Source organism: Streptomyces sp. NPDC088785 (assembly GCF_044750685.1).
Lineage (GTDB): Bacteria > Actinomycetota > Actinomycetes > Streptomycetales > Streptomycetaceae > Streptomyces.
In genome coordinates this window covers 31,460-57,494 of the sequence record NZ_JBIVKH010000018.1, presented here as the reverse complement: position 1 = coordinate 57,494, position 26,035 = coordinate 31,460, and the positions used below count along the sequence as shown (strand labels likewise).

Genomic DNA, 26,035 nt, shown 5'->3' with positions numbered 1-26,035 from the left:
CCGGTCGCGGGGTCGTCGGTCACAGGACCTTGGAGAGGAACGCGCGGGTGCGCTCCTCGCGGGGCGCGTCGAGTACGTCGCCGGGGGCGCCCCGCTCGACGATGCGCCCCTCGTCCATGAAGACGACGGTGTCGGCGACCTCGCGGGCGAAGCCGATCTCGTGGGTGACGACGATCATCGTGGTGCCCTGGTGGGCGAGGTCGCGGATGACGTCGAGGACCTCGCCGACCAGTTCGGGGTCGAGCGCGGAGGTCGGCTCGTCGAACAGCAGCAGCTTGGGTTCCAGGGCGAGGGCCCGGGCGATGGCGACGCGCTGCTGCTGGCCGCCGGAGAGCTGGCGCGGATAGGCGTCGGCCCTGTCGGCGAGGCCGACCCGGTCGAGCAGCTTGCGGGCGCTCTCCAGCACCTGGGCGCGGGGCCGCTTCAGCGCCGAGAGCGGGGCCTCGACGATGTTCTCCAGGACCGTCAGGTGCGGGAAGAGGTGGAAGTTCTGGAAGACGAAGCCGATGTGGGTGCGCTGCTTGAGGATCTCCCGTTCGCGCAGCTCGTACAGCTTGTCGCCGGAGCGGCGGTAGCCGACGAGCTGTCCGTCGACGCTGATCCAGCCGCTGTCGACCTTCTCCAGGTGGTTGATGGTGCGCAGCAGCGTCGACTTGCCCGAGCCGGACGGGCCGAGGACGACGGTGACCTCGCCGGCCCGCACCTCCAGGTCGATGCCGCGCAGCACCTCGACGGAGCCGAAGCTCTTGTGCACGGACTTGACGTCCACCATGGTGCTCATCGGGTGGAACCTTTCGCGAAGTGGCGCTCGACGTAGTGCTGGAGTACGGAGAGCGCGCTGGTCAGCAGGATGTACCAGGCGGTGGCGACCATCAGCAGGGGCACCACGCGGCCGTTGCGGCCGTAGATGACCTGCACCTGGTAGAAGAGTTCGCCGATCGCCATGACGGAGACGATCGAGGTGCCCTTGAAGAGGGAGATGACCTCGTTGGCGGCGTTGGGCAGGATCGAGCGCATCGCCTGGGGCAGCACGATCCGGCGGATCTGCCGCAGGCGCGGGATGCCGAGGGCCGCGGCGGCCTCCAACTGGCCGCTGTCGACGGCGAGTACACCGCCGCGGACGATCTCGGCGGCGTACGCGGCCTGGTGCAGGGCGAGGCCGAGGACGGCCGCGCTCATCGCGCCGACGAGTCCCATCGTGTCGAAGGCGAAGAAGCCGGGCCCGAAGGGGATCCCGAACGTCAGCCGCTTGTAGAGGTAGGCCAGGTTGAACCAGAACAGCAGCTGCACGATCAGCGGGATCGAGCGGAACGCCCAGATGTAGCCGAACGCCACCGTGCGCAGGAACCGGCTGTTCGACAGCCGCATGAAGGCGATCACGATGCCGAGGGCGAAGCCGAGCGCCGTGCCGTAGGCGGTGAGCTGGAGCGTGGTCCAGACGGCCTTGAGGATGACGTCCGCGGTGAAGAACTCGGCGAACACCTCCCACTCCCAGCCGGCGTTGGTGGCCAGGCCGTGCGCGAACTGGGCGAGCAGCACGGCGGTGACGACGATGGCCACCCAGCGCAGGGGATGGCGTACGGGGACAACCTTGAGGTGCGCGTAGGCGTCGTTCGGCGCTTCGGCGGTGCTCGCGGGGTCGGCGGCGGTGTCGGTGGCGCCCAGGGGTGGGTCGCTGGTCAGAGACATGGGTGTCCTCGGAGACGGGCGGGCGAAGAGGTGTGGGGCGGCGGGCGGGGGCGGTCCGGGCGGGCGGACCGCCCCGCTCAGGAAGCGGCGGCGGTGGTGGCGGTGGCGCGACAGGAGAGGTCGCGCAGCAGCGCCAGGACGGCGCGGGCCGTGGCGTCGTTCTGCCGGAACGAGGGGCCGTTGGTGCGCGGCCGGGTGAAGGCGCCGGCGCCGCGGGCGTCGGTGTGCGGGCCGAGGGCGAAACGGCGCGGGTGTGCGGTGCCGTCGCGGTGCAGGACGCGTCCGTCGGCCGGGTCGACGGCGAGCAGTCCGGCGTCGGTGGCGCGGGCGCCCTCCTCGTACAGGGTGCGCAGCAGCCGGTCCCGGGTCCGGGCGAGGGTCGGCTGCGGCAGGCGGGCCTCGACGAGCGCGCGGGCCTCGACGCCCGCTCCGGGCGCGCTGGCGCTCGTCGCCCGGAAGACGCCGTCGCGGGTCTCGATCCGCATGTCGGCGCCGACGAACCGCACGACGCCGGCGCGGGAGAGGGCGAGCAGCTGGCGCAGGCGCGGGCCGGGCGGCCCGGACGCCAGGAAGCTGAAGAAGCCGTGCCACCAGGGGCCGACGTCGCCGAGCCGGACGAGCTGTCCGTACACGGAGAGCAGGCCGAGGAAGACGGCGAGGTCGGGGCTGTGCGCCGGGTCGTGGCGGCGCTGGAGGTCGTCGGTGATGTGGGCGCGAAGACCCGCCTGGAGGTCCTCGGACGAGCCGTACCGCAGGCCGTCGAGCGGGTGGTCGAGGGCGTCGAGGTCCAGCCGGTCGGCGGGGTCGGGCACGGTGGCGGCGACGAGCGCGCGGATCTCGGCGCCGAGCGGCGCGGCGGCGGCGTACTTCTCCTCGAAGACGTCCCAGGCGACCGTGGTGCGCTCGGGGTGGGCGGTGAAGAGGCGGTGGTAGTGGGCGTAGCCGAGTTCCTTGTCGATGAGCGGCCACACGTCGCGCCGGAAGTCGTCGGGCCGGAACCCGCCCTGTCTCGCGAGCAGTTCGTCGATCTGGGCGGGTCCGAGGAAGCGCGGCAGCGGCGGCCGGTCGCCGGTGTCCCAGTCGTAGCCGAGCTTGGAGTGGTACGGCACGCCGCGCCGGGATCCGACGTGCAGCACCGGCTCCCGCCCGGACGGCACGTAGGTGTCCCCCTCGAAGCGTCCGCCCCGCCCTTCCGTGAGCAGCACCATCAGGTCGACGAAGGCGAGGCCGAAGCCCCGCACGAGGACGTCCTGGCCGGGTGCGAGGGCGCTCAGGTCGGAGTCGGCGGTGAAGTCGGGCGGCAGGTGCGTGAGCCCGTGCCGTGCCGCGTACGCGCTCAACTCCCGCTGGTCTTCGTCCAGTTCGGCGTCCAGGTGGCCCTGGGCGAGGATGACGGCGTCGGCGGACAGCGGCCTCGTCTCCCCCTCGACCCACACCTGCTGACGGCCGTGCGGCGTCCCGGACACGCGCAGGGCGCGCCGGGCGTGGTGGTGGACGGTGACGCCCTCGGGCAGTGCGGCGACGGCCCGCTCGTACACCCAGCGCAGATAGCCGCCCTGGCGCCGCCGGTCGGCGAAGGTCCGTCCGTCGATGCCGGCCCACTCGTGCAGCACGGGCCCGGGCACCACGGGGCCGGCCAGCTCCACCGTGTCGTCGGTGAACATGGTGACGTCCTGGGCCTGCGAGTTCATCCACAGCAGCGGTGACTGCTCGCGCCGCCAGATGCGCCCGCCGCCCGGCGGATAGGGGTCGACGAGATGCACGTCGAGCGCCAACTCGCCGTCCTCGTGCGGTGCGTTGGCGGCGATGCGTTCCAGGATTCCGGTCCCCCGCGGCCCGGCCCCCACGATCACCAGGGACTGCCGTACGGGACTCATCGGCGGGTCCCGCGCGCGTAGTGCCGCTCGACGTAGTACTGGCCGACGCTCAGCAGCGAGGTGACGACGATGTACCAGAGGGTGGCGACCAGCAGGAGCGGGATGACCTGGTAGGTGCGGTGGTAGACGAGCTGGACCGAGTAGAGCAGGTCCTGCACCGCGATGATGCTGACGATGGAGGTGCCCTTGAGGGTGCCGATCAGCATGTTCCCGGCGGGCGGCACGATGGCGCGCATGGCCTGCGGCAGCACGATCCGGCGCCACCGGCGGAACCGGCCGAGCCCCAGGGCCTGGGCCGCCTCCACCTGCCCGCGGTCGACGGAGAGGATGCCGCCGCGCACCACTTCGGCGGCGTACGCGGCCTCGTGCAGGGTGAGTCCGATGATGGCGACGGTGACGGGCCCGAAGAGGTCGACGGTCCGCACGCCGAGGACGCGCGGGTAGAGGGCGCCGATGTTGAACCAGAACAGCAGCTGGACCAGGATCGGCACCGACCTGAACAGCCAGACGTACCCCCAACTCACCGCTTGCAGAACGGGGTTGGCGGACAGTCGCATGACGGCCAGCAGGGTGCCGAAGACGAAGCCGAGCGTCATGACGAGCGCGGTCAGCCACAGCGTCAGCCAGAGCCCGCGGAGCACGGAGGCGGTGGTGAAGTAGTCGGCGACGACGTCCCATTGGAACGCGTCGTTGCGCAGCACCGAGTTCACCGCCAGGGCGAGCAGGGCGAGTACGACGACCGCGGCGGCCCACTGTCCGGTGCGGCGGCGCGGGACGATGCGCGGAGCGGCGGGGCCGGCGCCGGGTGGCGCTTCGGCCAGCGGGCCCGAGGGTGACGGAAGGGTGTCTGAGGACATGGGAAGGCTCCGTGGGCTGGAATCCCGTCCAGTACGGTCCCGCCTTCGCACCTGCTGCGTGCGTGTCGCTCGGGCCGAGCCCCTCAGCAGCGGTCCCGCACCGAGAGTACGGGGCCTGTCACGGCCCCTGTCAAGGCTGTCCAGACTGTGAGCCGGGCGTCTCAAGTGAGTTGACGCGGAACCGGATGCCTGTTCCACTAATGCCCATGCATCCGCAGCAGTGGCTGGTCACCCGCTCCCACATCGACTTCGGTCGCGTGTGGTCCGCGTCCTGTTGATGCCCTTCCGACGCCTCTGAGCGCGTCCTTTCTCCTTTTCTCCCCCGGCGATTCCGCCGCACTTCGACGCGTCCCGTTCCCTGTCCAGGTACGCGCCTTGGCCCTGCTGCACGCTCCCCTCGCACAGCCGGTTCCTCCAGCCCCGCTCTGCTCTGCCATCGAAGGGCACACCTCTCCGCCATGCGCTCCTCCAGCCTGCCCAAATCACCCGTTCTCTCTTCTTTCGCGCTGATCACCGTCGCCGCGCTGGGGCTCACCGCCTGCGGCTCGGGCGGCGGGGCCGACGACGCCGCGCCGGCCGGCGCGGCCGCCGACAAGATCCCGACGAAGGACGTGGTGTCGTCCGTCGCCGAGGATCCCGCCTCCGCGAAGCTCCTGCCGGCCGCCGTCCGCAAGAGCGGCAGCCTCCGGATCGCCGTCAGCGTGGGCGGCACACCGCCCAACTCCACCTATCTGCCCGACGGGAAGACCGTCGTCGGGCAGGACCTCGACTTCGCGAACGCGGTCGCCAAGGTGCTGGGCATCTCGCTCGACCAGCAGGTCGCGAGCTTCGAGGCGATCCTCCCGGCCCTCGGCAGCGGCAAGTACGACCTCGGCACCGGGAACTTCGGCGTCACCGACGAACGCCGCCGGACCATCGACTTCGTGACGTACATCAACGACGGCCAGGGCTTCGCCGTCCGCAAGGACAGCGACCTGAAGAAGGTCACCGACCTGACGCAGCTGTGCGGCCTGAACGTCGCGACCGGCGCCGGCACCACCTTCGAGACGACGCTGGAGGAGAACAAGGGCCTGTGCCGCAAGGCGGGCAAGAAGCCGTACGACGTGAAGACGTACGCGGAGCCCAGCGCGATCTGGTCGTCCCTTCAGCAGGGGCGCAGCGATGTCGTGATGAGCACCATCAACGGGCTCCGGTACGGGGTGGCCCACCAGGAGGGCCTGCGCTTCCTCAACGAGTTCCACCGGCTCGACGTGGGGTTCGCGTTCAAGAAGGGGACGCGGTTGGCCCCGGCGTTCCGCTCCGCGGTGAACCGGTTGATCGCGGATGGCACCTACCAGAAGATCCTGGCCAAGTGGGGCACATCAGGCTCGGCCCTCACCACATCCCGAATCTCCCCACCAGAAATCAAGGACTGACGTTGCGGGGGGGGTGGCTGCCGCCGAAGCTCCGCGCGACCTGGTGGGGGCTGGTCGCGCGGTTCCCCGCGCCCCTGGACCGTATTTCGCCTGCGACCCGGTGGCCGCTTCTCGCGCAGTTCCCCGCGCCCCTGGGTCGTACTTCACCTGCGGGCCGGTGGAGCTTCTCGCGCAGTTCCCCGCGCCCCTGAGGCATGCGCTACGCGCAGCCTCCCCCCAGAGGCAGCGCTCCGCGCGCCTCTCCTGAGAGGCGCGACGGTGACACGCCCCTCCCGAGGGGAGCGGGACGGGGGCACGCCCCTCCCAAGGGGAGGCGGGACGGGTGACGCGCACCTCCTGACGGGAGGCGAGACGGCGGCACGCCCCTCCCCCGGGGAGGCGAGACGGCGGCACATCCCTCCCGTTGGAGGCGAAACGGTGGCGCGCCCCCTGGGAAGCGAGAGGGTGGCGCACCTCTTTTGGGCGGCGCAACGGTGGCGCCCCCGATGAGATGCCGCACGCAGTGCGCATCTCAGGGGCGCGGGGAACTGCGCGACCAGCCACCACGAAACCCGCACCCGAAAAACCACCCAGGGGCGCGAGGAACTGCGCAACCAGCCCCCACCGACCCGCACCCGAAAGACGACCCAGAGACCACGCCCCGGCCATCAATCGAGGCGCACGGACGATCCCGCCGCCCCCCAGAAACCCGGCATCCCCTAACCGCAATCGCAGCACGAGCAACAGTCACAGCAATCGCACGAATCACAGCAAGAGCAATCGGGGCAGTCGCAATCGCAGTTGCTGCACCACCCCTCCCGCTTCTTGCCCGACCACGGCCCCTCGAACTCGTCGGCGCAGCAGACCTTGCAGGTGCAGCAGAGCCCGATCGCCACCGCACACCCGGCGACCAGCCCACGCCTGCCGGGCTTGGGCGGCGGCGGGAAAGCGGGCCCTCCCCCGAATCCCCCCGACCCACCGGATCCACCCGACCCACCGGATCCACCCGACCCACCGGGGCCACCGGCACCGCCCCCGTAAGGATTGTTGGACTCGTACGCACCCGACCCCGTCGGCGCGTACGGACTACCGGGCGCCCCGGTCGGCACCCAGCCCCCCGGCCCACCGGAGTGCGGGGTGGAGGCGGTCGCGGCGTGCCCGCACGTACCGGTGACCCCGAACACCCGGTCCACCGACCGCCCCACCTCGTGCGCGAGCAACAGATGCGCCAGCTTCCCGTCCACGAAGTCGACCTCGCGCAGGGCGAGCCGGATCCCGCGCACGGCGTCGTCGGCGAGCCGCCGCGCCTCGTCGAGACCGGTGCCGGTCGCGGCCAGCGGGTTCCACGCGCCGGAGGCGGCGTCCTCGGCGAGGTCCTCCACGGCGTCGAGGAGATGCGCGAGGCGGCCGAAGAGCCGGCCCGCCTCGGCGAGCGGCTCGGCGTTGTGCGGCCGGCCCGCGAGCCGTGCGGTGTGCGCGAAGGCGGCGGCGGTCGCGGTCTCGGTCGGCTCGGTGACCGTCAGCAGGGCGGTGCCCGGCCCGGCCAGCGCCTCGATCCCGACCTGCCGCTCCACCGCGTCGAGCAGCACCGCGGTGTCGAAGCCGACGTCGGATCCGGTGCGCGCGCCGGCCCGGCCCCAGCTCGCCGCGACCCGGCGGGCGGCGAGGGCGACCGGGCGGCGGGCGAAGAGCCCGTCCCGGTCGTCGACGTGGTCGCGCACCTTCGCCGCCGCGAGCACCAGGGAGACGGCGGCCGCGAGCCGGGCCCCCTCGCCCCGGGCGACGGACGCGGTGCGCATCCCGCGCAGCGGGCAGGGTCCGGCCTGCCGCCGCCAGGCCCCGGCCCCGCCCGGCCGCTCGGCCTGAGCCTCCGTCAGGACGGATACCAGCAGACCGTCATAGTTCGTGACGACCCGGGCGAACTGCCCGTGATCGCCGCGCAGCGCCAGACAGAGGCCGCACAGATGGGCCATCCACTGGGTCTTGAGGTGCTCCCCGAGCCGATGACTACAGGGCCGGACGATTCCGAACAAGGCGACTCCCCCGTGCGCCGGATGACGAAGCGTCAACTGGGGCCGTCAACGTCGTCCGCCCGACGCGCCGCCGCCCAAGTGACCGTGAACGACGGCATCGTATCGAGCCCCCGTACGCCTTCTCGTTCACCCGTACGCACCTCCGGTCACCCAAACGCCGCGAAGAATCATATTTCACTCACCGTCAGCAGCTCGGGCCCGTACAGCCCTTGGGAACGCCGGGGCAACACCGTGTTGACTCTGCACCAGTACCGTCACGAAAACCCCGCGCGGCGACTATCCACTTGGCGCGGCATCCGCATCATGGATGAACATGGGGATGCAGGACATGCGGAACGCAGAGGAACCGCGGTGAGAGGAGGCGTCCATGGGATCGGTGCGCAAGGCGAGTGCCTGGCTTGGCCTCGTCGACGACAACGATGACGAGCGCTACTACGACGACGACTACGACGAGGGGCCCGAGCCCCCTGCGGGCGGCGCCGCCTGGGTCACCGACCCGCGCGTGAAGGTCGCCGAGGACAAGGCCGAGGAAGAGGACCGGCGGATCGGCACCGTGACCCCGGACAGCTTCCGCGACGCGCGCCGGATCGGGGAGATGTTCCGGGACGGCGTCCCGGTGATCATGAACCTCACGTCCATGGAGCCCGCCGACGCCAAGCGCGTCGTCGACTTCGCGGCGGGGCTCATCTTCGGTCTGCGCGGCTCGATCGACCGGGTCGCGAACCGGGTGTTCCTGCTGACCCCCGCGGACACGCAGATCGTGTCCGGCCGGGAGGCCAAGGTTCAGCAGGACGGTTTCTTCAACCAGAGCTGACCGTCGGGTGGGCGGTGCCGCAGCCCCGCCCACCCACGGTCAGACGGCCGCACCGGCCTCAGACGACGGAGGACTCGGTGCGGGACGAGCTGCGCGGAGCGGCGACCCCGGACCCCGGGCCCTCCTCCTCGCACTCCATCCGGCGCGGCAGCCACAGCGCGGCCAGCGCGCCGAGGAACAGCAGCACCGCGCTGACGATCAGGGTGACGTGCAGCCCGTGCACGAAGGCGGTCCGTGCGGCGTCGCGCAGTGCGGCGCCCGCCCTGCCGCCCAGGTCGCCGGCGATCTCGTACGCCTCCCCCAGCGAGTGCCCCGCGGCCGCGCTGGTCCTCCCGGACACTCCGGGGACCTGATCGAGACCGGGCGCGTACGCGGCGTTCATGACCGAGCCGAGCAGGGCGATGCCCATGCCGGCGCCCAGCTGGTACGAGGTCTCGCCGATGGCGGCGGCGCCCCCGGCGTCGTCGGCCGGCGCCTCGGTGAGCATCGACTCATAGGCCCCGAACAGCGTGCTCTGGAAGCCGAAGCCGAGCAGTATGAAGCCGAAGCCGAGCAGCCACGGCCGGTCCTCCTGCCCCATCAGACAGAGCAGCAGCACCGCGCAGGCCGTCAGCGCGAAGCCGGACGCCACCATGCCGCGCGGCCCGAAGCGGCGCAGGTTGGCGGAGCCGAGCACGCCCGCGGCCATCGCGGCGAAGGTGAGCGGCAGCATCCGCAGGCCGGTCTCCAGCGGGCTGAGCCGCAGCACCAGCTGGAGGTACTGGACGGCGATCAGCTCCAGGCCGACCAGCGCCAGCATCGCGATCACGATGCAGCCGACGGACGTCGAGAACGCGGCCCGCGCGAACAGCCGCATGTCGATCAGCGGGTGCTCGCGGCGGCGCTGACGCCGCACGAACAGCACCAGGAGCAGCACTCCGGCCAGGAACGGCAGCACCGCCTCGGGGGCGAGCAGGTCCCGCTCGGTGCCCCACTGCTTGATGCCGTACACGACACCGAGGACGCCCAGCGCGGCGAGCAGCGCCCCGGCCAGGTCCCACGGTCCGTCCGAGCGCCCCCTGGACTCGGGCACCAGGACACGGCACAGCGGCAGCATGACCGCCATCAGGGGGATGTTGATAAGGAAGACGGATCCCCACCAGTAGTGCTCGACGAGGAATCCGCCGAGGACGGGCCCGGTGGCGGCGCCGATCGCGGCGACGGCGGTCCACACGCCGATGGCGACGGCCCGCTCGTTCCGGTCGGGGAAGACGTCCCGCAGGATCGACAGCGTCGCGGGCATGATCATCGCGCCGCCGATGCCGAGCAGGGCGCGGGCGGCGATGAGCACCTGCGCGGTGTCGGAGAGGACGGCGAGCGCGGAGGCCGCGCCGAACAGGGCGTACCCGAGGAGCAGGATGCGGCGCCGGCCGACCCGGTCGCCGAGCGTGCCGAAGAGGATCAGCAGCGAGGCGCACACCAGCGGGTAGGCGTCGCCGATCCACAGCAGCTCGACCGAGGTCGGCCTGAGGTCCTCGGTGACCGAGGGCAGGGCGACGTAGAGGATGGTCGAGTCGAGCGCGACCAGCAGCAGGCTCGTGCACAGGACGACGAGGACGACCCAGCGATTGGTGCGGGCGCGCGTCGCGGCGAGCAGTCCGCGCAGCCGCCCGGCGGCCGTGCTCGTCCCGGACATGTGCGTACCTCCCAGTGGTCCTCGCGTTCGGCGGATCCGGGGGCTGGGGATGTCCCTCGGTCTCCGGTCGGGAGGAGTCGGCTCCCGGCCCCGCAGCGGTCAGGCGAGTGAGCCGTCAGAGTACGCGAGTTCGAGCCGGTCACACGTGGCGGGTCTCTCACGGACCGGGCCCGCGCGTGTGGCGTGCACCACTCGTGCACCACTCGTGCGCCACTCGTATGCCACTCGTGCGTCACGCGTACGCCGCCCACGCGGGCCGGGCGGCGTCCGGACCACGGGCGGCGACGGCCGATAATCGGGGCCGTGACGGACGATGATCGACAGGACCGGCCAGGACTGCGGCGGGCGGCCCCGGCCCTGCTGGGCTACGCGGCCGTGCGCGCCCTCGGCGTGCTCGTGCTGGCGCTGTGGAGCGCCGCCGCGGACAAGAGCTGGCTGACGCTGCTGACCGCCCGCTGGGACTCCCTCTGGTACACCCGGGTCGCCGCCCACGGCTACGGCTGGTCGGTGACGCTGCCCGACGGGAGCGTCCACTCGAACCTGGCGTTCTTCCCGCTGCTGCCGTGGCTGGAGCGGCTGGTGTCGGCGCTCACCCCGCTCTCGTACGGCACGGCGGGGATGGTCGTGAGCTGGCTCGCCTCGCTGGCGGCGGCGTGGGGGATCTACGCGGTCGGCGCCCGGGTGGCCGGGCGGCGGGCGGGCGTCTGCCTCGCGGTGCTGTGGGGCGCGCTGCCCATCGGGATCGTGGCGTCGATGGCGTACAGCGAGGCCCTGTTCACGGCGCTCGCGGCGTGGGGCCTGTACGCGGTCCTGCGCCGGCACTGGGTGACGGCCGGGCTGCTCGCCTCGCTGGCCGGGCTGACCCGGCCGATCGGCGCGGCCGTCGTGGCGGCGGTGTGGGTGGCGGCGGCGCTGTGGATGCGCCGGGAGCGGCGGGTGTCGTGGCGGTCGGTGGCCGGGGTGCTGCTCGCGCCGGTGGGCGCGGCCTCGTACGTGCTGTGGGTCGGCAACCGTACCGGTGGCGGACTGTTCGGCTACCTCGACGTCCAGGGGCAGTGGGGCAACGGCTTCGACGGCGGGCTGGCCTTCGCCCGGTTCGTCGCCGACCGGTTCACGTCGCTGCCCGGGGCGCTCGCCGGGACCGGGCTGATCGTCGGGGTCGTGCTCGTCCTGTGGCTGTACGTGACCGGGGCGCGCCGGGGACAGCCCGCGCCCCTGCTCGTCTACACCGGGATCGTGCTGGCACTGGCGCTGTGCTCGTCGGGCTACTTCGGCTCCAAGCCCCGGCTGATGCTGCCCGCGTTCCCGCTGCTGCTGCCGCCGGCGGTGGCCCTGGCCAGGTGGCACGCCCGGCGGCCCGCGGCGGCCTGGGCGCTGGGCGCTCTCGCGCTGATCTCGGCCGGGTACGGAGCGTTCTGGCTGAACGGCTCGGGGCCGCCGTGACCCGGCCCCGCCCGCTGCCGACCGGGCGGCGAATTCCGCGCCAGCGGGCGGTGAACGCATTGATAAGCGAACGAAAACCGGCCCGTTTAAACGATCACCGAATTCACGGGAACAGGACTCTCCGGTAATCGGAATCCGGGGAATAAACCCCGGGCTGAGATCAATCCCACATCACATCGTCATCACAAAGCCCCTGTTTCGAGGCGGTCCGCCACTCACCCGCTGTAGCGTCGATTGGGTGCGTACCGAACCAAACCTGACCCGCCGGGTCGAGCGGGTCTTCGCCCGGCTCGACCGAGAGCCCGAACGGCCGGCTCATGTGGACATGCCCCACATGAGCCGGCACCGCGTGGTGCTCCTGGGCCTGACGCTGTCCTTCTACCTCACGATCGTGGTGGCCGTGCTGGCCACGACCTGGCTGGTCGCGTTCGACTGGCAGGTCATGTTCTTCCGGCCGTACCAGCAGTGGCCGGAGATCCACGCGTTCCTGGACTACTGGGTGGTGCTGGGCCAGCGCGGCCCGACCGCCGTGATGGTGATGGCGTGGCTGGGCTGGCGCTCCTGGCGGCAGCACACGCTGCGGCCGCTGCTGATGTTCGGCGCGGCCCTGCTGCTGCTCAACGCCACGGTGGGCGCCGCCAAGTACGGCATGGGCCGCGCGGGCCCGCACTACGCCACCATGATCGGCTCGAACGAGATGTGGCAGGGCGGCGACATATTCCCCTCGGGCCACACGGCGAACGCCGTGGTGACGTGGGGCATTCTCGCCTACCTCGCCTCCACCCCACGGGCCCGCCGCTGGCTGTCCGCCGTCTCCGCGGTGATCTCCCTCAGCGTCGGCCTGACCACCGTCTACCTCGGTACGCACTGGCTGAGCGACGTGCTGCTGGGCTGGGCCGCCGGCCTGCTGATCCTGCTCGCGCTGCCCTGGTGCGAGCCGCTGGTCGCCAAGGTCGAGGCCCGGATCCTCGCGGTCCGCGACCGCGTCCGGATCCCCCGCCGGGGCGCCGAGCCGGCCGCCGAGCCGCTCCCGGCCCCCGCGCCGGCCCGCACGCGCGAGCCGGCCGGGCTGCCCAACCGCCCGGGGAGCCGCCCCTCGGCGCTGCTCCCCCAGGGCCCGCACACCCCTCGGGGCGAGCGCACCCCCGCCACCCCGGCGGGCAGCAGACGCCCCGCGGGCACGCGGGGATCCGCGCGCGCGGGCACGGCGGACCCCCAGCGGGCCTGAGACCCGCCCGGCGGGTCCCCCCGAGCAGCGGGGCCGGTACGCACAACCACCCCGCACGACGAAGGCCCCGGAGCCCATGGCTCCGGGGCCTTCGCGTGTCCGGACGGGGGCGGGCCGGACCCCTCACCCCTTCCAGCAGCGCGTCACGGTGCCGTCCCTGACCTCGAAGTTCAGCCGGCCCGCGCGGTACTCCATGGTGACGATCGCGCCCGGCGGCAACTGCCGGACGGTCGACCAGCCCCGGTCGTGGGCCTGCCGCTCGGCGCGCGCCGCGTCGAGACCGACGTAGCTGTCGGGGGTGTCCTGTGATCCCTGCGTGGGTGCCATGCAGCCCACCGTAGGCCGTGTCCCCGGGGGGCGCCAGGGCCGCCCGGATGCCCCGGTCGGACTGTCGTACTGTCACGCTTCCGTCACAAGATCACGACGGATCGCGACGCCGAGTTTCCGTCCGACTTCCTCACACGTTCGAGCGGTTCCTTAGTTCTTACACACTTCTTACGCGCTCCCCCGCACCCCGGGAAGAACCCCCCGGTACCCGCAATTCCGGCCGCCCGCACAAGAGAGGCGGCACCCGCCCCGGAGTAATTGCCGGGACGCCTTCGCGCCATTCACGGATATTCCGAATCCCGCGGTGCGGGCCGCGAGTTGAGGATGTCCGACAATTGCCTGTCCATGCCAGAAACCGGGGTACGCCCCCTGTCGCGGGGGTGGCCGCGCGAGCATCATGGCGTCAGTCCGAAGCAAGCCCGGGGCGCGGCGCGGCGAGGGGGCAGGCGATGGGAACGACCGGGGTGGCGGCCGGACCGGAGACGGCGGAGCGGGCCGGCGCGCGGCAGCCGGGCCGCATCGTGGTGGACTGGCTGACCACGACCGACCACAAGAAGATCGGCCATCTCTACCTGATCACGGCCTTCGCCTTCTTCCTGGTCGGCGGCGTCATGGCGCTGCTGATGCGCGCCGAGCTGGCCCGCCCGGGGCTCCAGGTGCTCTCCAACGAGGAGTACAACCAGCTCTTCACGATGCACGGCACGATCATGCTGCTGCTCTTCGCCACCCCGACGTTCGCCGGGTTCGCCAACGAGATCATGCCGCTCCAGATCGGCGCCCCCGACGTCGCGTTCCCGCGCCTGAACATGCTCTCGTACTGGCTGTTCCTCTTCGGCGGGCTGATCGTGCTGGGCTCGCTGGTGGTGCCGGGCGGGGCCGCCGACTTCGGCTGGTTCGCGTACGCGCCGCTGAACAGCCTGACCCGGTCGCCCGGTGTCGGCGCCGACCTGTGGATCATGGGGCTCGCGCTCGCCGGGTTCGGCACGATCCTGGGCTCGGTGAACTTCCTGACGACGATCATCGGGATGCGGGCCCCCGGCATGACCATGTTCCGGATGCCGATCTTCACGTGGAACACGCTGTTCACGTCGATCCTCGTGCTGCTCGCCTTCCCGGTGCTGGCGGCGGCGCTGCTGGTGCTGGAGGCGGACCGGCGGTTCGGGTCGGTGGTCTTCGAGCCGCAGAACGGGGGCGCGCTGCTGTGGCAGCACCTCTTCTGGTTCTTCGGCCATCCCGAGGTCTACATCATCGCGCTGCCCTTCTTCGGCATCATCAGCGAGATCATCCCGGTCTTCAGCCGGAAGCCGATCTGGGGCTACACGATGCTGGTCGGCGCGACCATGGCGATCACCGGCCTGTCGGTGGTCGTGTGGGCGCACCACATGTTCGTGACCGGCGGGGTGCTGCTGCCCTTCTTCTCGTTCATGTCGTTCCTCATCGCGGTGCCGACGGGCGTGAAGTTCTTCAACTGGACCGGCACCATGCTCAAGGGCTCGCTGTCCTTCGAGACCCCGATGCTGTGGTCGGTCGGCTTCCTGGTGACGTTCCTGTTCGGCGGGCTGACCGGCGTCATCCTGGCGTCGCCGCCGATGGACTTCCACGTCTCGGACACGTACTTCGTCGTCGCGCACTTCCACTACGTCGTCTTCGGCACCGTCGTCTTCGCGACGTTCGGCGGCTTCTACTTCTGGTGGCCGAAGCTGACCGGGAAGATGCTCGACGAACGGCTCGGCAAGATCCACTTCTGGACGCTGTTCATCGGCTTCCACACCACGTTCCTGGTCCAGCACTGGCTGGGCGCGGAGGGCATGCCCCGCCGGTACGCGGACTATCTGGCGGCGGACGGCTTCACGGCGCTCAACACGCTGTCGTCGATCGGCGCGTTCCTGCTCGGCCTGTCCACGCTGCCGTTCCTCTACAACATCTGGCGGACGGCCAAGTACGGCGCCAAGGTCGAGGTCGACGACCCGTGGGGCTACGGCAGGTCGCTGGAGTGGGCGACGGCGTGCCCGGCGCCCCGGCACAACTTCCTCACGCTGCCCCGGATCCGCTCGGAGTCCCCGGCGTTCGACCTGCACCACCCGGAGTTCGCCGCGTTCCAGGAGCATCCCCCGGAGTCGAAGACCGCCCTGGCGCACGGCCCGGACGGTCCCGCACCACGCTGAGCGCGACCGGCTAGGCCGTCGCGGCGCGCACCACCACGGCGAGGTCGTTGTCGTTCGTGTAGTACGGCTCGGCGGTCAGCTCCCGGCCCGCGACGACGACCGGGGTCACCGGGTAGGCGAAGATCGGCTTCTTGTCGGCGATGTCGTCGAGCAGCCGGGCCACCCGCACCTCGGGGCCGTCCTCGCCGCCGGGCCGCAGCCACAGGTCCCAGCGCCCCTCGGTCAGCTCGTCGTACGTGATCCGCAGGGTGAACTCGCACCCCTCGGCGTCCATTTCGGCGTGCAGCGCCGGGCCGTCGCCGCCGCGCTCGCGCACCTCGGCGCTCGCCTTGGCCGTGACCGGCGTGCCGTAGACCCGGCCGCGCACGCTCAGTTCGGTACCGGTGATGAGGAGTTCACCGGCCTCCGCGTGCGGGGCCCGGCGCCAGCTGCGGACCGACAGGTTGCCGTTCTTCGTGGCGTACGGGATGCGGACGGCCACGTGGCCGCGGGATCCGCTGGGCGCGCGGTCCACCAGCGAGCGCAGGTCGTTGACCCCGGGCACCAGCCGGACCGGGTCGCCCCCGGCGACCTCGGCGAACGCGTCCCAGCGTCCCTCGGCCAGCGCCACCCCTATCGGGAGCGAGGCGCGCAGCCGGCCCTCGCCGACCGGGGCGAGCGGCAGGCGCACCTCCTGGCCGCCGGCCCGCTGGACCAGGACCAGGTAGGCGGAGCCGGCCGCCCCGTGGTCGATGACGTCGAAGGTGAGGCCGCCGGCGGAGTCGGCGATGCAGTCGGCGCGGGGTGCCATGAGGACGGTCCTGTCGTCAGACGCGAACGTCGGTGCGGGCGTGGCCAACGATGTCATGCGGTGCGCCCCTTCCCCGGGGACTTGAACAGGGTGCGGCCGGCGTCACGGACGACGTAGGCGCCGCCGAGCAGGGAGCCGCGGGTGCGGTGCAGCAGGCCGCCGGAGCCGCCGCGGCCGGTCAGCGAGCCGAAGAGCGACTCGTAGCGCTCGGCGATCCGGGCCGGGTCGAACCGCTCGGAGCTGGTGAGGGCGCGGGCCGCCATCTCCTGGCGCCGCTTGTCGTCGTTGATGAGTTCCAGCAGGCCGCCGGCGATCGCGTCGACGTTGCCGACCTCGACCAGCCGGCCGTCGATCCCGTCGTCGATGATCTCGCCGGGCCCGTGCGGGCAGTCGGTGGCGACGACCGGGAGCCCGCAGCGCATGGCCTCGACGATGGTCATGCCGAACGACTCGAAGGTCGAGGTGACGGCCGCGACGGAACCTTTCGCCCATTCCGGCTCGATCGGGTTGGCCGGGCCCATGAGGAAGACGTGGTTGTAGAGCCCGAGTTCGTCGATGAGGGCGCGGAGTCTGTCCTTCTGGCGGCCCGCGCCGTAGATCCGCAGCCGCCAGTCGGGGCGCTCGGCGCGCACCTTGTCGAAGGCCCTGATCAGCAGGTCGTACCGCTTCACGGGGGCGAGCCGCCCGGCGGCCACGACCCACTTGGCGTCACCGTCGGCGGGGGTGACGCCCGGGGCGGGCACCGGGTTGGACATGGCCTCGATGCGGACGCCGGGCAGCCGCATCCGGTCGCGGTAGGCGCGGGCGTCGGCCTCGGTGGTCGTGGTGAGGGCGTCCAGACGCGGGTAGACCTTGCGCAGCTGCCGCAGCAGGCCCGGCGGGTGGGTGTCGAGCGTGAGGTGCTCCTGGCCGACGCGCAGCGGGCCGCGCCGGGTCTGCGTGGCCAGGTGCACGTTGAGCCCGGGCCGGGTGCCGACGACGACGTCCGCCCCGGTGCTCCCGAGGTACTCGGCGATGCGCCGGTCGGTGAGCGCGCTGTACTGCTCGTAGCGGCCCTCGTGGCGCGGGAAGACCGCGGCGGGCGCCGCGAACTCCGGGTCGGCGCCGTCGTAGCCCGGCGCGTCCTTGCGGATGTCGACCAGATGACGCAGCCGGACGCGCTGGTCAGGCGCGAACACCGGCTCGTCGCGGTGCCGGAAGACCGACACCACTTCCACGTCGTGCTGCTCGGCCAAGGTGTTGGCGAGGTTGTACGTGGTGCGGATCGTCCCTCCGATCCCATATGCATTGTGAATCAGAAAAGAAATCTGCATGTGTCCCCGTATCCCACCATTCCGCGCGGACAGTCCGGACCGTCGGTTCTGTCGGTTCGATCCGTGTCCTCCGCCTACCAGATGGTTAGACAGAGATGCCCCGCCCAGGGTTGTTCCTCATCATCATCTTGTTCCAGAACAGTTGCCTTATTGGTAGGCAATATGAGGAACCATTTGGCCACTTTGTCCATCAGGGCCGCATCGTGGCTGGTGAGGAAGTTGCGGAGCGTCAAAACGCGTGTCGCCCACGTCACCGCCGCGGGTGACCCCGCGACGCCTTCCTCCGCTTCTCCGGGACGGAGAGCATCGTTCCCACGTTCAGCAGGTCGGGGTGCGGACCCACCAGGTCCCGGTTCGCCGCGTAGAGCGCCTGCCAGCCGCCCTTCACCTTCAGGCGGCGGGCGATCGACGTCAGCGTCTCCCCGCGCTGCACCACGTGGACCCGGCCCCGGAGCCGGTACTTCTTCGCGCAGGCGGGCCAGGCGCGCCAGCCCTGGGTGCGCAGCACCTCCTCGGCGACCTGGATCTGTTCGGCGCGGGTGGCGAGGTCGGCGCGCGGCGCGTACGCGAGGCCGCCGTGCTCCTTCCAGGTCGGCTGCCAGATCTGGAGCCCGCCGTAGTAGGAGTTGCCGGTGTTCGCGTCCCAGTGGCCGCCGCTCTCGCACTGGGCGAGGCAGTCCCACGGCCAGTCGCCCTTGACGCAGGCGTCGGGCTTGCGGACGGTCCGCGCGGCGGGCGCGGCGCCCTGGGCGGGCGCGGGCGCGGCGGTCACGGCGAGCAGCGAGGCGAGCAGGGCGCAGGACGCCGGGAGCAGCGAGGGCAGCGGACGCATCGCGTCACGCTAAGCAGCGGGCCGGGACCGGTCCGCCGTGCCGCGCCGCGCGGGCCCCGGGCCCACCCGGTCGGCGGACCAGGCGGACGGGACCCGCTGCCCTTACCGAAGGTAACAGCACCTTCACGCCACCCGCTTCATGAGCTGATTTCAGGATTTGTCGACCTGGCGCCTCATCGGCATATGGCCTTCCACCTGCTCAACGCGCTGGCCGTGAAGGCCAGTTGGCGGGGAACGGCGGGTTCCGGGGTGGCTCGCGCGATGCGCGCCGGATGGGTGAATTCTGTTCGGTTCCGGGCGTGACCCCGGCCGCGGATCACCCGTTGTCCCTTCATCAGCACTCTCTGTCCCCGTGTCCGCGCTCGCGTGCGGGGGCGACCGACCCTTGAGGAGCCACCCGTGCCGCGCTTGCTCGACGTCAGCGACGACGTACGCGCCGAGATCGGCGACGAAGAAGCCGACCGGCTGCTCGCCGGGGGCAACGCCCCGGGCAGCTACGACTGCACGTCCTGCCGCACCGCGGGGGACTCGGAACAGGAGCACACCAGCACCGTCCTGTTCGTCGGTGACGAGACCGCCGTACTGGCCTTCGCGCACGCCGGCTGCCTGCCCTCGCAGGTCGTCCGGGTCGCCGAGGACCAGTTGCAGGGCGCCGTCCGCTCCGTCGCCGGGTCCCCCGACGAGATCCCCGGCGCCGCGCCGTCCCAGGCCGTGCTCGGTGTGACCAGCGGTCTCGTCCTGATCGCGGGCGACCTGCACCCGGCGCTCGTCGTGGAGCCCACCGGGCCGATCGCCCGCCCCGGCAGCGACTCGGGCGACGACTTCCTGCCGCTCCTGATCGAGCAGGGCTACATGCCCGTCACCGGCCTGGAGGAGGCGCCCCGCACCCTCGAAGGCTGGTCGGTGCTGCTCGCCATGGGCCAGCTGCACGCCGTGCTCCAGCCCGGCACCGGCGGCGCCCCCTCCCAGGTCGCCTGGTGGCAGGCGCACCAGCCGCTGGTCGTCACCGAGGGCTGGCGGGCCGCCGCCAACAAGACGCAGACCGTGCTCGTCTTCGCCGCCCCCGCCGGTTCGATCGGCCGGCAGCCGCGCGAGGACCTGCTGCGCGACGCCCTCGACAAGGCGGCGGCGAACGGCCGGCTGGTCGCCGCGGCGCTGCCGCTTGCGGGCACCTGAGCCCGGCCGCACCCCGTAGGACCGACGGCCCGGACCCGTACGCATGCGCCGCCCACCCTCCTGAAGCCTTGGAAAAGCCGAGGCCAAGGGCGCATCCGTAGCGGATCCGGGTCGTTGGCACCTACGTGCACCCATACGACCCCAGCATGTCCGGACGGCGTCAGCCGTACCCGAGCCAGATCCCGTCGATGCGCCCCGCGGAGGACCACCAGAGCAGCCAGCCGAGCGGCCACGCGGGCGGCCACTCGACCGGCTACGCGGGCGTCCCCTCGGCCACGCCCATCTACGACGCCCTCTACGCGGAGTACCGCAGGTCCTTCCGGGCGCTGCCCGGCGACCGCAGCGGCGAGGAGGATCTCGGGTTCACCGGCTTCGGCGGCGGTCCCTACGGCGCACGCCACCACACCCCGTACTACCCGGCGGCCCACCAGTACCAGCACTGGCAGCCGCAGGCCCCGCAGACGAACGGGCGGCACCACGGCCACGGAGGTCACCTCCCGGCCGCGCTGCCGCCCGCTCCGCGCCGCGAGCACTGAGGCCCCGGCGCGACGGATCCGCTACTTCTTCCTGCCACGCTTCTCGCGCACGCGGACGGAGATGTGGATCGGCGTTCCCTCGAAGCCGAACTCCTCGCGCAGCCGGCGCTCCACGAACCGGCGGTAGCCGGCCTCGATGAAGCCGGAGGCGAACAGCACGAACCGCGGCGGCTTCGTACCGGCCTGCGTCCCGAACAGGATGCGGGGCTGCTTGCCGCCGCGGACCGGGTGCGGGTGCGCGGCGACCAGCTCGCCGAGGAAGGCGTTCAGCCGCCCGGTCGGCACCCGGGTCTCCCAGCCGTCCAGCGCCGTCTCGATCGCCGGGACGAGCTTCTCCATGTGGCGGCCGGTCCGCGCCGACACGTTGACCCGGGGCGCCCACGCGATCTGCGCCAGCTCGGTGTCGATCTCGCGCTCCAGGTAGTAGCGGCGCTCCTCGTCGAGGGTGTCCCACTTGTTGAACGCGACGACGATCGCACGGCCCGCCTCGACCGCCATCGTCACGATCCGCTGGTCCTGGATGGAGATGGACTCGGAGGCGTCGATCAGGATGACCGCGACCTCCGCCTTCTCCACGGCGGCGGCGGTGCGCAGCGAGGCGTAGTAGTCGGCGCCCTGCTGGAGGTGGACGCGCTTGCGGATGCCCGCCGTGTCGACGAACTTCCAGGTGACGCCGCCCAGCTCGATCAGCTCGTCGACCGGGTCGCGGGTGGTGCCCGCCAGCTCGTTGACGACGACGCGGTCCTCGTTCGCCACCTTGTTGAGCAGCGAGGACTTGCCGACGTTCGGCCGGCCGATCAGCGCGATGCGGCGCGGGCCGCCGGTGCCGACGCCGCCGAACGTCTGCTGCGGCGCCTCGGGCAGCGCCTCCAGGACGGCGTCCAGCATGTCGCCGGTGCCGCGGCCGTGCAGCGAGGAGACCGGGTGCGGCTCGCCGATGCCGAGCGACCACAGGGCGGTGGCGTCGGCCTCGCCGGACGGGCCGTCGACCTTGTTGGCGCAGAGCACCACCGGCTTCTTCGCCTTGCGCAGCAGCCGGACGACGGCCTCGTCGGTGTCCGTGACGCCGACCGTGGAGTCGACCACGAAGACGACGGCGTCGGCGGTCTCGATCGCGTACTCGGCCTGCGCGGCCACCGACGCGTCGATGCCGAGCACGTCCTGCTCCCAGCCGCCGGTGTCGACGACCTTGAAGCGGCGGCCCGCCCACTCGGCCTCGTAGGTGACGCGGTCGCGGGTGACGCCCGGCTTGTCCTCGACGACCGCCTCGCGGCGGCCGATGATGCGGTTCACCAGGGTCGACTTGCCGACGTTCGGGCGGCCGACGACGGCGAGCACGGGCAGCGGGCCGTGGCCCGCCTCCTCGATGGCGCCCTCGACGTCCTCGATGTCGAAGCCCTCTTCGGCGGCGAGCTCCATGAACTCCGCGTACTCCGCGTCGCCGAGCGCCCCGTGCTCGTATTCCGGGGAGTCCTCGGGCTGGATCTGGTCGTTCATGAAGTCCGTACCTCGTCGTTCATTCGTGGTGATCGGTGGGCCGCCGTGTCGTGTACCGCGGTCCACTACTGAAAGTCTCGCTCAGCGCCCGGTCAGGCGCCTGGCGTCCGCCAGGTGGGCGGTGAGCCGCCCCTGGACGCGCACGGTCGCCTCGTCGAGGGCCCTGCGCGTACGCCGTCCGCTGCCGTCGCCCGCCTCGAAGGGGTCGCCGAAGACGACGTCCACCCTGCTGCGCAGCGGGGGCAGCCCCTTTATCAACCGTCCGGGCCGCTCCGTGCTTCCCAGCACGGCCACCGGGACGATCGGCGCCCCGCCGCGCACGGCGAAGTACGCCAGTCCGGCGCGCAGCGACGCGAAGTCGCCGTCACCGCGGGTGCCCTCGGGGAAGATGCCGAGCACTCCGCCGTCCTTCAGCACGCCGAGGGCGCGGGTGACGGCGGTGCGGTCGGTGCCGGAGCGGTCGACCTTCAGCTGGCCGATGCCTTCGAGGAAGGTGCCGAGCGGCCCGATGAACGCCTCCCGCTTGATCAGGAAGTGCGTCGGGCGCGGGGCGACGCCCATGACCATGGGGCCGTCCACGTTGTGGGAGTGGTTCACGGCGAGGATCACCGGGCCGGCGGCGGGCACCCGCCACGACCCGAGGACGCGCGGCTTCCACAGCCCGTACATCAGGCCGACGCCGATCCGCCGCCCGACCTCGGCACCCCGTACCGACGGCGCGTCCGTCACTTCGCGGCCCGCTTCTCCTCGACCAGCGTCACGACGCACTCGATGACCTGCTGGAGCGTGAGCTCGGTGGTGTCCACCTCGACGGCGTCGTCGGCCTTGGCCAGCGGCGACGTCTTGCGGCTGGAGTCCGCCCGGTCCCGGGCGACCAGGGCCTCCTGGGTCGCCCTGACGTCCGAGCCCTTCAGCTCGCCGGAGCGGCGGGCGGCGCGGGCCTCGGGCGAGGCGGTGAGGAAGATCTTGAGGTCGGCGTCGGGCAGCACGGTCGTGCCGATGTCCCGGCCCTCGACGACGATGCCGGCCCCGGCGCCCTTGGCGATGGAGCGTTGCAGGTCGGTGATGCGGGCGCGCACCTCGGGCACCGCGCTGACGGCGCTGACCTTCGAGGTGACCTCGGTGGTGCGGATCGGGCCGGCGACGTCCGTGCCGTCCACCGTGATGGTGGGGGCGGCCGGGTCGGTGCCGGAGACGATGTCGGCCTTGCCGGCGACGGCGGCGATCGCCGTCGGATCGGTCAGGTCGACGTCGTTGTTCACCATCCACCAGGTGATGGCCCGGTACTGGGCGCCGGTGTCCAGGTAGCTCAGACCGAGCTGCGCGGCGACGGCCTTCGAGGTGCTGGACTTGCCCGTGCCGGAGGGTCCGTCGATCGCGACGATGACAGCTGCCGGGGTTTCCATGGGTGACGAACGCCTTTCTCAGTGCACGGGGGCATGCGTACGGGGCGCGGACACGCCCCGCACAAGGTTACTGGCTCCGGCAGCCGCCTTTTACTGGCGCATGGCCCAGCCCCGCTCGCGCAGGGACGCGGCCAGTTTCGGGGCGGCGGCGGGCTGCACCATGAGCTGCACGAAACCGGCCTGCTGCCCGGTCGCGTGCTCGATGCGGACGTCCTCGACGTTGACCCCGGCCGCGCCGGCGTCGGCGAAGATGCGGGCCAGCTCGCCGGGCTGGTCGGAGATGAGCACGGCGACGATCTCGTACGCGGCCGGGGCGGCGCCGTGCTTGCCGGGCACCCGGGCCTGCCCGGCGTTGCCCCGGCGGAGCATGGTCTCGACGCCCTCGGCGCCCTCGTGCCGCTTGGCGTCGTCGGCGGACTGCAAGGAGCGCAGGGAGCGGACGGTCTCCTCCAGGTCGCCGGCGACCGCGGCGAGCAGGTCGGCGACCGGGCCGGGGTTCGCGGACAGGATGTCGATCCACATCTGCGGGTCGGACCCGGCGATCCGGGTCACGTCGCGGATGCCCTGGCCGCAGAGCCGGACGGCGCTCTCCTCGGCGTTCTCCAGGCGGGCCGCGACCATGGTGGAGACCAGGTGCGGCATGTGGGAGACGAGGGCGACGGCCCGGTCATGGGCGTCGGCGTCCATGACGACGGGGACGGCGCGGCACAGGGCGACCAGTTCGAGGGCGAGGTTCAGGACCTCGGTGTCGGTGTCCCGGGTCGGGGTGAGCACCCAGGGGCGGCCCTCGAAGAGGTCGGCGGTCGCGGCGAGCGGTCCGCTGCGCTCGCGGCCGCTCATCGGGTGCGTACCGATGTACGACGTCAGGTCGAGCCCGAGGGCCTCCAGATCGCGGCGCGGGCCGCCCTTGACGCTGGCGACGTCCAGGTAGGCGCGGGCCGCGCCGGCCCGCATGACGGCGGCCAGCTGGGGGGCGACGTGGGCGGGCGGCACCGCGACGACGCACAGGTCGACGGCGCCCTCGGGCGGCGCGTCGGTGCCGGCGCCGAGCGCGGCGGCCGTGCGGGCCTGTGCCTGGTCGTGGTCGGCGAGGTGCACGGTGACCCCGCGCGAGGCCAGGGCGAGGGCGGCGGAGGTGCCGATCAGGCCGGTGCCGATAACGAGTGCGGTTCTCACTGGGCGATGTCCTTGCGGAGTGCGGCCGCGGCACCGAGGTACACGTGCGCGATCTCGGACTTGGGCAGGTCGGTCTCGATGTGGGCGAGGAGGCGCACGACGCGGGGCATGGCGCCCGCTATCTCCAGTTCCTGGGCGCAGATCAGCGGCACGTCGGCCAGTCCTTCGACGCCGAGTCTGCGGGCGGCGGCCGCCGGGAAGTCGGAGTGCAGGTCGGGCGTGGCCGTGAACCAGACGGAGATCAGGTCGTCCGCGGTCAGACCGTTGCGTTCCAGGACCTCGGTGAGCAGCTCACCGACCTGCCGGCCCATGTGGTCGGCCGCGTCCCGCTCCAGCTGGACGGCGCCCCGGACCGCTCGTACCGCCACGACGGTGCTCCTTGCCTGTGTTGCGTGTGTCTTGCGCACCAGCGTAATTGGGCCCGCACGCACGGGTGCGCGGCGCCCGTCTGCCGAGACGGGGCCGCGCACCGGTGCGCCGGGCCGCGGTGGGGCGGCTCAGAGCTTCTGCTGCTTCGCCAGCTCCTCCAGGGAGACGGCCGGCACCTGCCCGTCGGGGGTGATCCGGTCGACGAGCTGCGGCAGCTCCTGGGCCACCTGGTCGGCGACCTGGTCGCGGCTGAGGCCCGCGTCGGCGGCGGCCCGGTCGAGGGTCTCGTCGGGGACGGCCTGCTTGACCTGGTCGGCGTCGAGCGGCTGGTTGCTGCCCGTGCCGACCCACGAGTCGAGCTGCTCCTGGCTGACCAGGCCGGACTTCGTGATCAAGTCCATCAGCCCGCCGAGCGGGTTGGAGCCGCCCGCCGCGGCGGCGCTCCCGCCGGACTTGCCGCCCAGGACGGAGCCGAGGACCTGGCCGAGGATCTTGCCCGTGCCGGACGAGCCGCCCTGGCCGCCTCCGCCGAGGAGACCGCCGAGCAGACTTCCGAGATCGTTGCCCGCCATCGTGGTGTGCCTTTCGGTGCGGTGCGTGCGCAAACGCGAACCACCTCAATGTCACCCGAAGCGCACCGGTGCGCCACTCGGCCGGGTGGTGCACCGCCGGTACGCGCCCGGCCGTCCCACCGGCCCCGGGGCAATGCGACCACGCGGGACGGACGGGCGGCCTACGCTCACCGCATGCACCCGCACGACCTGGTCCGCGACCACACGATCTACGCCTGTGTGATGGGCTCGCGCGCCTTCGGCCTGGCCACCGAGGACAGCGACACGGACCGCCGGGGGGTGTACGCGGCGCCGGCCCCGCTGTTCTGGCGGTTCGACAAGCCGCCGACGCACGTCGACGGGCCGGCCGACGAGCAGTTCTCCTGGGAGCTGGAGCGCTTCTGCGCCCTGGCCCTGCGCGCCAATCCGAACATCCTGGAGTGCCTGCACTCCCCCCTGGTCGAGGTGCTGACCCCGGCGGGCGAGGAGCTGCTCGCGCTGCGCGGGGCGTTCCTGTCCCGCCGCGCGCACCGGACGTTCGCCCGGTACGCGGACGGGCAGCGCAGGAAGCTCGAGGCCGACGTCCGCGTCCACGGCGCCCCGCGCTGGAAGCACGCGATGCACCTGCTGCGGCTGCTGGCCTCCAGCCGCGACCTGCTGCGCACCGGCGAGCTGCGGATCGGCGTGGGCCCGGACCGTGACGCGCTGCTCGCGGTGAAGCGGGGCGAGGTGCCGTGGGCGGAGGTGGACCGCCGGATGGCCCGGCTGGCCGAGGAGGCGGACGCGGCGGCGGACCGCTCCCCGCTGCCGCCGGAGCCGGACCTGCCCCGCGTCGAGGACTTCCTGGTCCGCACCCGCCGGGCCTCGGCCCGGGACTGACCGCCGCC

Annotated in this window: 24 protein-coding genes; 8 read left to right on the top strand and 16 right to left on the bottom strand. The window is 72.3% G+C overall.

The annotated features are described in order from the left end of the window. Window positions 1–19: 19 nt before the first annotated feature. The 4 genes from ACIP5K_RS32610 to ACIP5K_RS32595 form a co-directional block, all read right to left on the bottom strand. On the bottom strand, window positions 20–781 hold the full coding sequence (locus tag ACIP5K_RS32610) for an amino acid ABC transporter ATP-binding protein (RefSeq protein ID WP_401415414.1): 762 nt from the start codon (window positions 779–781) through the stop codon (window positions 20–22). Beyond that, window positions 778–1,689, bottom strand: coding sequence for an amino acid ABC transporter permease (locus ACIP5K_RS32605; RefSeq protein WP_401415413.1), 912 nt, complete (start codon window positions 1,687–1,689; stop codon window positions 778–780). The genes ACIP5K_RS32610 and ACIP5K_RS32605 overlap by 4 nt, the downstream gene beginning before the upstream one ends. A gap of 77 nt (window positions 1,690–1,766) precedes the next feature. Next, on the bottom strand, window positions 1,767–3,566 hold the full coding sequence (locus ACIP5K_RS32600; protein ID WP_401415411.1) for an FAD/NAD(P)-binding protein: 1,800 nt from the start codon (window positions 3,564–3,566) through the stop codon (window positions 1,767–1,769). Continuing rightward, window positions 3,563–4,423 (bottom strand): amino acid ABC transporter permease, encoded by an 861-nt coding sequence (locus ACIP5K_RS32595; protein WP_401415409.1) that lies wholly within the window; start codon window positions 4,421–4,423, stop codon window positions 3,563–3,565. Before ACIP5K_RS32595 ends, ACIP5K_RS32600 begins: the two co-directional genes overlap by 4 nt. Before the next feature lie 458 nt (window positions 4,424–4,881). Here ACIP5K_RS32595 and ACIP5K_RS32590 point away from each other — a divergent pair, with 458 nt between their 5' ends. Next, a complete protein-coding gene (locus tag ACIP5K_RS32590; protein WP_401415408.1) occupies window positions 4,882–5,838 on the top strand; it encodes an ABC transporter substrate-binding protein in 957 nt (318 codons plus the stop codon). Between the two features lie 698 nt (window positions 5,839–6,536). Here the strand turns inward: ACIP5K_RS32590 and ACIP5K_RS32585 are convergent. Beyond that, window positions 6,537–7,850 carry a DUF5685 family protein gene (locus ACIP5K_RS32585; RefSeq protein ID WP_401415406.1) on the bottom strand — a complete coding sequence of 438 codons (1,314 nt, stop codon included), beginning with the start codon at window positions 7,848–7,850 and terminating at the stop codon, window positions 6,537–6,539. A gap of 367 nt (window positions 7,851–8,217) precedes the next feature. Here ACIP5K_RS32585 and ACIP5K_RS32580 point away from each other — a divergent pair, with 367 nt between their 5' ends. Next, window positions 8,218–8,664, top strand: a complete 447-nt coding sequence (locus ACIP5K_RS32580; RefSeq protein ID WP_401415405.1) for a cell division protein SepF — start codon at window positions 8,218–8,220, stop codon at window positions 8,662–8,664. A 58-nt stretch (window positions 8,665–8,722) separates the two neighbouring features. Here ACIP5K_RS32580 and ACIP5K_RS32575 read toward each other — a convergent pair whose 3' ends face one another. Beyond that, window positions 8,723–10,339, bottom strand: a complete 1,617-nt coding sequence (locus tag ACIP5K_RS32575; protein ID WP_401415403.1) for an MFS transporter — start codon at window positions 10,337–10,339, stop codon at window positions 8,723–8,725. 303 nt (window positions 10,340–10,642) lie between these two features. On the opposite strand from ACIP5K_RS32575, the gene ACIP5K_RS32570 reads away from it, so the two are divergent. Continuing rightward, window positions 10,643–11,782 carry a hypothetical protein gene (locus ACIP5K_RS32570; protein WP_401415402.1) on the top strand — a complete coding sequence of 380 codons (1,140 nt, stop codon included), beginning with the start codon at window positions 10,643–10,645 and terminating at the stop codon, window positions 11,780–11,782. Between the two features lie 238 nt (window positions 11,783–12,020). Further along, complete coding sequence (locus ACIP5K_RS32565; protein ID WP_401415400.1) at window positions 12,021–13,010, top strand: phosphatase PAP2 family protein; 990 nt, start codon at window positions 12,021–12,023, stop codon at window positions 13,008–13,010. A 123-nt stretch (window positions 13,011–13,133) separates the two neighbouring features. On the opposite strand, the gene ACIP5K_RS32560 is transcribed toward ACIP5K_RS32565, so the two are convergent. Beyond that, window positions 13,134–13,337, bottom strand: coding sequence for an I78 family peptidase inhibitor (locus ACIP5K_RS32560; RefSeq protein ID WP_401415398.1), 204 nt, complete (start codon window positions 13,335–13,337; stop codon window positions 13,134–13,136). A gap of 449 nt (window positions 13,338–13,786) precedes the next feature. Between ACIP5K_RS32560 and ctaD the strand changes: the two genes are divergently transcribed. Then, window positions 13,787–15,502, top strand: coding sequence for a cytochrome c oxidase subunit I (gene ctaD / locus ACIP5K_RS32555; protein ID WP_401415396.1), 1,716 nt, complete (start codon window positions 13,787–13,789; stop codon window positions 15,500–15,502). Between the two features lie 10 nt (window positions 15,503–15,512). On the opposite strand, the gene ACIP5K_RS32550 is transcribed toward ctaD, so the two are convergent. The 3 genes from ACIP5K_RS32550 to ACIP5K_RS32540 form a co-directional block, all read right to left on the bottom strand. Beyond that, window positions 15,513–16,292 carry a hypothetical protein gene (locus ACIP5K_RS32550; protein WP_401415570.1) on the bottom strand — a complete coding sequence of 260 codons (780 nt, stop codon included), beginning with the start codon at window positions 16,290–16,292 and terminating at the stop codon, window positions 15,513–15,515. Window positions 16,293–16,345: 53 nt separating this feature from the next. After that, window positions 16,346–17,605 carry a glycosyltransferase family 4 protein gene (locus ACIP5K_RS32545; RefSeq protein WP_401415394.1) on the bottom strand — a complete coding sequence of 420 codons (1,260 nt, stop codon included), beginning with the start codon at window positions 17,603–17,605 and terminating at the stop codon, window positions 16,346–16,348. A gap of 250 nt (window positions 17,606–17,855) precedes the next feature. Next, the gene (locus ACIP5K_RS32540; RefSeq protein WP_401415392.1) at window positions 17,856–18,437 is read right to left on the bottom strand and encodes a transglycosylase family protein; all 582 of its coding nucleotides are present in this window, start codon (window positions 18,435–18,437) and stop codon (window positions 17,856–17,858) included. Window positions 18,438–18,836: 399 nt separating this feature from the next. On the opposite strand from ACIP5K_RS32540, the gene ACIP5K_RS32535 reads away from it, so the two are divergent. Both ACIP5K_RS32535 and ACIP5K_RS32530 read left to right on the top strand, forming a co-directional pair. After that, window positions 18,837–19,613: a hypothetical protein gene (locus ACIP5K_RS32535; protein WP_401415391.1), complete on the top strand. Its 777-nt coding sequence runs from the start codon at window positions 18,837–18,839 to the stop codon at window positions 19,611–19,613. Window positions 19,614–19,738: 125 nt separating this feature from the next. After that, window positions 19,739–20,149 (top strand): hypothetical protein, encoded by a 411-nt coding sequence (locus ACIP5K_RS32530; RefSeq protein WP_401415390.1) that lies wholly within the window; start codon window positions 19,739–19,741, stop codon window positions 20,147–20,149. A gap of 21 nt (window positions 20,150–20,170) precedes the next feature. Here the strand turns inward: ACIP5K_RS32530 and der are convergent, their stop codons facing one another. The 6 genes from der to ACIP5K_RS32500 form a co-directional block, all read right to left on the bottom strand. Continuing rightward, window positions 20,171–21,646 (bottom strand): ribosome biogenesis GTPase Der, encoded by a 1,476-nt coding sequence (der, locus tag ACIP5K_RS32525; protein ID WP_401415388.1) that lies wholly within the window; start codon window positions 21,644–21,646, stop codon window positions 20,171–20,173. 81 nt (window positions 21,647–21,727) lie between these two features. Continuing rightward, window positions 21,728–22,375 (bottom strand): lysophospholipid acyltransferase family protein, encoded by a 648-nt coding sequence (locus tag ACIP5K_RS32520; protein WP_401415387.1) that lies wholly within the window; start codon window positions 22,373–22,375, stop codon window positions 21,728–21,730. Then, the gene (gene cmk / locus ACIP5K_RS32515; protein WP_401415386.1) at window positions 22,372–23,052 is read right to left on the bottom strand and encodes a (d)CMP kinase; all 681 of its coding nucleotides are present in this window, start codon (window positions 23,050–23,052) and stop codon (window positions 22,372–22,374) included. The genes ACIP5K_RS32520 and cmk overlap by 4 nt, the downstream gene beginning before the upstream one ends. Before the next feature lie 90 nt (window positions 23,053–23,142). Then, a complete protein-coding gene (locus ACIP5K_RS32510) occupies window positions 23,143–24,228 on the bottom strand; it encodes a prephenate dehydrogenase (RefSeq protein ID WP_401415384.1) in 1,086 nt (361 codons plus the stop codon). Further along, a complete protein-coding gene (gene aroH, locus ACIP5K_RS32505; protein WP_401415382.1) occupies window positions 24,225–24,596 on the bottom strand; it encodes a chorismate mutase in 372 nt (123 codons plus the stop codon). The genes ACIP5K_RS32510 and aroH overlap by 4 nt, the downstream gene beginning before the upstream one ends. 129 nt (window positions 24,597–24,725) lie before the next feature. Further along, a complete protein-coding gene (locus tag ACIP5K_RS32500; RefSeq protein WP_401415380.1) occupies window positions 24,726–25,169 on the bottom strand; it encodes a YidB family protein in 444 nt (147 codons plus the stop codon). 174 nt (window positions 25,170–25,343) lie between these two features. Between ACIP5K_RS32500 and ACIP5K_RS32495 the strand changes: the two genes are divergently transcribed. Next, a complete protein-coding gene (locus tag ACIP5K_RS32495; RefSeq protein ID WP_401415379.1) occupies window positions 25,344–26,027 on the top strand; it encodes a DNA polymerase beta superfamily protein in 684 nt (227 codons plus the stop codon). Window positions 26,028–26,035 lie beyond the last annotated feature (8 nt).

Bases quoted from the DNA above. Each gene is read 5' to 3' on its own strand.
- ACIP5K_RS32580 (WP_401415405.1), top strand. From the start codon at position 8,218: ATGGGATCGGTGCGCAAGGCGAGTGCCTGGCTTGGCCTCGTCGACGAC.
- cmk (WP_401415386.1), bottom strand. From the start codon at position 23,052: ATGGAAACCCCGGCAGCTGTCATCGTCGCGATCGACGGACCCTCCGGC.
- ACIP5K_RS32560 (WP_401415398.1), bottom strand. From the start codon at position 13,337: ATGGCACCCACGCAGGGATCACAGGACACCCCCGACAGCTACGTCGGT.
- ACIP5K_RS32540 (WP_401415392.1), bottom strand. From the start codon at position 18,437: ATGCGTCCGCTGCCCTCGCTGCTCCCGGCGTCCTGCGCCCTGCTCGCC.
- ACIP5K_RS32610 (WP_401415414.1), bottom strand. From the start codon at position 781: ATGAGCACCATGGTGGACGTCAAGTCCGTGCACAAGAGCTTCGGCTCC.
- ctaD (WP_401415396.1), top strand. From the start codon at position 13,787: ATGGGAACGACCGGGGTGGCGGCCGGACCGGAGACGGCGGAGCGGGCC.
- der (WP_401415388.1), bottom strand. From the start codon at position 21,646: ATGAACGACCAGATCCAGCCCGAGGACTCCCCGGAATACGAGCACGGG.
- ACIP5K_RS32595 (WP_401415409.1), bottom strand. From the start codon at position 4,423: ATGTCCTCAGACACCCTTCCGTCACCCTCGGGCCCGCTGGCCGAAGCG.
- ACIP5K_RS32575 (WP_401415403.1), bottom strand. From the start codon at position 10,339: ATGTCCGGGACGAGCACGGCCGCCGGGCGGCTGCGCGGACTGCTCGCC.
- ACIP5K_RS32500 (WP_401415380.1), bottom strand. From the start codon at position 25,169: ATGGCGGGCAACGATCTCGGAAGTCTGCTCGGCGGTCTCCTCGGCGGA.
- ACIP5K_RS32550 (WP_401415570.1), bottom strand. From the start codon at position 16,292: ATGGCACCCCGCGCCGACTGCATCGCCGACTCCGCCGGCGGCCTCACC.
- ACIP5K_RS32605 (WP_401415413.1), bottom strand. From the start codon at position 1,689: ATGTCTCTGACCAGCGACCCACCCCTGGGCGCCACCGACACCGCCGCC.
- ACIP5K_RS32495 (WP_401415379.1), top strand. From the start codon at position 25,344: ATGCACCCGCACGACCTGGTCCGCGACCACACGATCTACGCCTGTGTG.
- ACIP5K_RS32600 (WP_401415411.1), bottom strand. From the start codon at position 3,566: ATGAGTCCCGTACGGCAGTCCCTGGTGATCGTGGGGGCCGGGCCGCGG.
- ACIP5K_RS32590 (WP_401415408.1), top strand. From the start codon at position 4,882: ATGCGCTCCTCCAGCCTGCCCAAATCACCCGTTCTCTCTTCTTTCGCG.
- ACIP5K_RS32545 (WP_401415394.1), bottom strand. From the start codon at position 17,605: ATGCAGATTTCTTTTCTGATTCACAATGCATATGGGATCGGAGGGACG.